Raw genomic sequence first — 4999 nt, 5'->3', positions numbered from 1 at the left:
TTTCATGAAATTATTTAAGAAATACGAAAACATGACTCCTACAGAGTTTAGGCAGGCATTCACTAAAATGCATATGAACAATAGATAGCAGGGTAGTCAATTCCTAACAAAGGGTAGACAAAACTGACATTTTTATAATAGCTCGGTCGGCTGACCGACTATTTATATTTATGAGAATTCGTTCGGAAATGTACATGCTTTCGTCAGGAGCTCACAGGCACAGTTTGTGCGACACTTATCTACTCGGATAGTTATCATTTAATGGTCCGTATCATTTACGGTTCCTAGTAAAGCCACATTTATCCTGCTTTTGGCTAGCTATATGAAGTTCGTGTTCCTCAGACCGGAGATTTGCCGCCGGCTTCCTTCAGATTCCACCTCGCGATGGACACCCTTGCCTTAAGTTATGGTTACTACTGCCTTTACCATTCGGGACTTGAACCCTAGAGATAGCGCCCATGCTGGGCGCACATAAGAAAACCATACCTCATAAACAGGCATGGTTTTCATTTTTATAAGCCCTGATTGATTTCTATCCAGTGGCTCCATTATACGAGTGTTCTTTTCCATTCATTATCCATCATCAACCGGATAAACAATCCGCCGACTACGGAACGGTTCACAAAGGAAACATAGGTGCCGTCTATTGTGTAATACCAATCACTAAAAGGTACACTAGAAAATCCCAAATCGGATCTATTAGCTCCACAAAATCCTGCTTGTCTTTCGCTAATGCGGCAGCCCATACAAGCCAATCTGCTTTCGTATAGGTTCTGGGATTATCAAGCGGCGTCCCGTTATGATTCTTTTTATATCTATAATAGGCCACTTCACGCTCGGCTACTTCTTTCGGGAAAAGATTTAAGTCGAACAACGTGTCCCAAACCAGATTATATTTCAAGCTCCAGCTTCCTGGTGCATCAAAGGCCAGCTTGTCATGATCCCCGTCCTGAGCCATGGTCAACCAGTCATTGGCCATGCTTTGCGCTTTGTTCAAATAGTGCTCCGCTTCCTCCGATTTCCCTAGCATTTTACAAAGCTTAGCGAATCCTCCCAAACCTTCAATGGCTTTAATGGACAGATTCACATTATGCGCCAGGTGCCCTGCAAAATCATCCGTGCACAGCTGATTTCCTGGATCCAATCCATTTTCCTAAAGCTAGCGAATGTACCTTACGAATTATTCAAGCGCCTATTTCATTTACTCATTACGAGATGCAATCGTGAAACCAAACGCCGGCTTCATCTCCCTAAAGATCTGTTGCTAGTCGATTCCACAACGATCACAGTAGGCAAAACGCGCCTACCTTGGGCGCTTTACCATGGTGAACGTGCAGGTATCAAACTGCATGTTGCTTGGGCTGCGGCTACCCGAACAACCTGTTCAAGTGATTGAAACGATCGGTACCGCTCATGATGGTTCGATCGGTGAGAAACTGGCTGACAAGAATTACATCCTGGTGAATGACCGTGCTTATGGAAAAATCAAGCGTTTCGATGAATACCTCAGACACAAACAGTATTTCGTAACCCGAATCAAAGAAAACGTAACGCTCGTGAATCCCTATTTTCTAAAACGTGAACAATTAGAAACGTCCCCTATCACGAAGGATATCACCTGTTATCTGGGCACACCCCAGTGCCAGTCGGAACTTCGCCATCGCGTTGTTGTTTTCAACGATAGCCACGGCAATGAAATCCGTGTCGTAACGAATCTCATGCATCTTTCAGCCGAACAAATTGCTGGCATGTACAAGTCACGTTGGGGCATTGAAGTTTTCTTTCGATGGATCAAGCAAAGTCTGAATGTACCGGTTCTGTTTGGTACCACGAAGAATGCCGTATTTAACCAGCTGTTTGCTGCGTTGATGACCTATGTGGTCTTGAGATGGTTATATGATTCCTCAAAAACATTCGTTATTTCTTGCAAAACCATACCGATCATCCGTTTCACTGAACAAGTTCAGCAAAACCAGTTACAGCTTGAATGGCTCAGAGCCTCTATTCAAGTGTTGGAGAAGCACTCTTATTTGTTGAATCGCAAAAATCCAGTATCTGGTTAATCAACAGGCGTGCTAGCCGTTAGTTGATTTTAAAGATAGCTACCGATTGTTGAAGGTCATCTGCCAATTGTGCCAGTGACTGCGCCGTAGCAGCTGTCTCTTCACTGCTGGCGGCAGATTCCTCTGTCACTGCCGAAATGCTTTCAACCGAAATTAAAACGGTTGACGTTTGGGCAGCCTGCTCTTCACTAGCTGCGGCAATCTCAGATACCTTCTGACCCGTCTCGTTGACAATCGATGCGATTCGCTGAAAGGATTCGCCGGTTTGTTTCGATAAAGCTGAACTTTCCTGAACAGAAGCAACACTGTGACGCGTATTTTCTTGCATTCCTTTAATAATCGTTGTAATTTGTTTGGTAGCTTCTCCGCTTCTCTCCGCAAGTTTACGGACCTCATCTGCCACGACTGCAAACCCACGTCCCTGTTCTCCAGCCCGTGCAGCTTCAATGGCTGCATTTAACGCCAATAGATTGGTTTGATCAGCGATATCCTCAATGACTTCAATAATATCGCCTACTTTTTGGGAATCATTCTCCAGTCGAGCCATCTGTTTGCTGACTTCAAGCATGCTTTCCATCGAAGATTGGATGATTTCACTGCCTGCTTTGGCAACTTGCATCGTATTATCAGACAACTCGGAAGCTTGCTCTGTACTCAATGCCACAGAATTAATAACGGATGACAATTCCCGAAACAACTCGCTAATCGTTTGGGCGTCTCTCGCCTGGTTCATACTTCCGCTTGCAATTTCTTCTGTACTGGCGGATATTTGCTCTGCTGCCGCAGATACACTCTGGGATGAAACTAAGATGCTCCCGATCGTGTTACGCAGATTTTCAATCATGTGGTTAATGGAAAACGAAAGTTGCCCCACTTCATCCTGGGAATGTATATCCGACTTCTCGCGTAAATTTCCTTCGGCTACCTTTGCAATCAAGGATACGATTCTGGAAAGCGGCCGTGCGATAGATTGGGCGATCCCATACCCCAATAAAATGCTCAAAAGGAAGCCGATAACTACAGCCACTATCGTTGCGATCCGTGCATCAGCGTAAGCCTTATCCGATTTCAAATCCATCTCTTCAGCCAGTTTTACATTGATATCAATGAGTTTTTGCAGGCTGCTCCTCAACTTCGTACTTGCCTCTTCGTATTCTTCTCCATTTTTCATCTTGTTGTATTCCGTTTTATCATTCAAATAAGCCAATTGGGTGGTGCTCGCATATATTTTCAGAAAAGCAGGAAATATCGTATCAAAGTTTTTGACTTCATCCTTTTCCGATTGAGTTAGAAAGTTATTTCTGTAAATATCCATGCTTTCTTGAATATCCTTAATGGAAAGTTGAGCCTCAGCATCCACTTTATCTTTGTCCGCTTTTGTCTCAGCCGTAGCGACATTACGTATCGACACCCGTAAACTTAAGCCATCATCCCTAGACTATACTCATATGACAACGGACATAGCACCCCATATATATCTTTTAGGCGCTTTCCTACCAAAACCCATCATATATACGTATCAAATTTAAAATAATAGTCCACCGTTTCTATGAACTTCTAAGAGAACGATGGACTATTCAGATTATGTAAATATATGTATGATTATTATTTTATTATGCTGATTGGACAGCGCTTTCTAGATATTTGTTCCTTCCTTTCTGCTTAACATTATATCCATTTGATTCAATAAATGCTTGGATATCTGGCTTATTGAACGTATTAGAGAATACTTTTTTATCCAAATTCGATCTAACCTTTAATTCCTCATACGTTTTTATTGGCTTCGGAATTAATTCTAGAATAGTATTTTTTATGGCTTTAATTGCTGAATTATTTTGCTTATTATCAATTTTACTTTCTAGAATATTCATTGGAATCCAACTCACCATTTTACTACTAGGGAACTTTATATTTAACTTGCTCAAGAAAATCTTATCCTTATGGAATATATAAATCTTGCCATTAACATCTTTTGAATTGTCCCTTTGGCTTCCTCGTTTAAATTCCTGTGAATAATCCACCAACATATCAAGCTGCTTTACAATTTCAATAGCTGGATCTCTAAACCTTCTCGTTTTATCTACTGGCTTTACGCTGATATCCTCAATACTCATATACCTACGTTTGCTAATTGCTTTATTTTTTTCCGTATAATATTCCTCAGTCTTATGTAAAACGCCCTGTACAAAGATAATACTACGATCCTTAAAACGATTACTTCCTCTAGTTGCCCCTAGTTGCCCCAAAGTGTGCTACCTTTATTCTGCCGCTTTCAATCTCCTCATGAAGATTCATCATGATTTGACTTTCATCATCCATTTACACAACTAAATAAATGTTATCTGCTGGATTTTCTCTTGCAATAATCCTCACATCTTCACAGAATGCATTGATATTATTGCAAATGTAAAAAGATAAATTGGCGTAGTCTCGGATAGGCTCAAATTTAAACATGTGATACTCTTCATGTATATATTCTGGATCAATGTCTGCTACTTCACATCTGTTCAGGGTGCACGATCTGCAGCCCTCTGAATATGTATAACATTCCTTATTGAATAGATAAAAAGTGCCTTAAGACGTTAGTCTTAAGGCACTTTACTTAGCTTGGCGACGTCCTACTCTCCCAGAACCCTGCGGTTCAAGTACCATTGGCGCTAGAGGGCTTAACGGTCGTGTTCGAGATGGGAACGCGTGGTTCCCCTCCGCCATCATCACCAAACGGAATACTAAATTACATCCAAGGTTTGCACCTTGAAAACTAGATCCGAAACCAACCATTTCTGCGTCGAGCAACGCACCCCCTTTGGCTTGCGCTTCAGGGGGGACTTCCTTTGGATAAGCCCTCGACCGATTAGTATCCGTCAGCTCCATGCCTTGCGGCACTTCCACCCCGGACCTATCTACCTCATCGTCTATAAGGGGTCTTACTAATT

At 42.0% G+C, this 4999-nt stretch carries 3 protein-coding genes, 2 rRNA genes and 1 pseudogene; 1 reads left to right on the top strand and 5 read right to left on the bottom strand.

The genetic code is table 11. The features are described from left to right. Positions 1-548 precede the first annotated feature (548 nt). Positions 549-1144 (bottom strand): annotated as a pseudogene (locus tag G9U52_RS38865) (DUF1793 domain-containing protein). A 178-nt stretch (positions 1145-1322) separates the two neighbouring features. On the opposite strand from G9U52_RS38865, the gene G9U52_RS38860 reads away from it, so the two are divergent. After that, on the top strand, positions 1323-2063 hold the full coding sequence (locus tag G9U52_RS38860) for an IS4 family transposase (protein WP_166158807.1): 741 nt from the start codon (positions 1323-1325) through the stop codon (positions 2061-2063). A gap of 19 nt (positions 2064-2082) precedes the next feature. Here the strand turns inward: G9U52_RS38860 and G9U52_RS41540 are convergent, their stop codons facing one another. The 4 genes from G9U52_RS41540 to G9U52_RS38840 all read right to left on the bottom strand — a co-directional run. After that, complete coding sequence (locus G9U52_RS41540; protein ID WP_311765003.1) at positions 2083-3474, bottom strand: methyl-accepting chemotaxis protein; 1392 nt, start codon at positions 3472-3474, stop codon at positions 2083-2085. Between the two features lie 202 nt (positions 3475-3676). Next, positions 3677-4309 (bottom strand): hypothetical protein, encoded by a 633-nt coding sequence (locus G9U52_RS38850; protein WP_166158805.1) that lies wholly within the window; start codon positions 4307-4309, stop codon positions 3677-3679. 359 nt (positions 4310-4668) lie between these two features. Next, a 5S ribosomal RNA gene (gene rrf / locus G9U52_RS38845) occupies positions 4669-4785 on the bottom strand. A gap of 112 nt (positions 4786-4897) precedes the next feature. After that, positions 4898-4999, bottom strand: a 23S ribosomal RNA gene (locus G9U52_RS38840); the annotation flags it as partial.

It is taken from the genome of Paenibacillus agricola, assembly GCF_011440305.1.
Classification (GTDB): Bacteria; Bacillota; Bacilli; order Paenibacillales; family NBRC-103111; genus Paenibacillus_S; species Paenibacillus_S agricola.
This window is presented reverse-complemented; position numbering and strand designations above follow the sequence as displayed.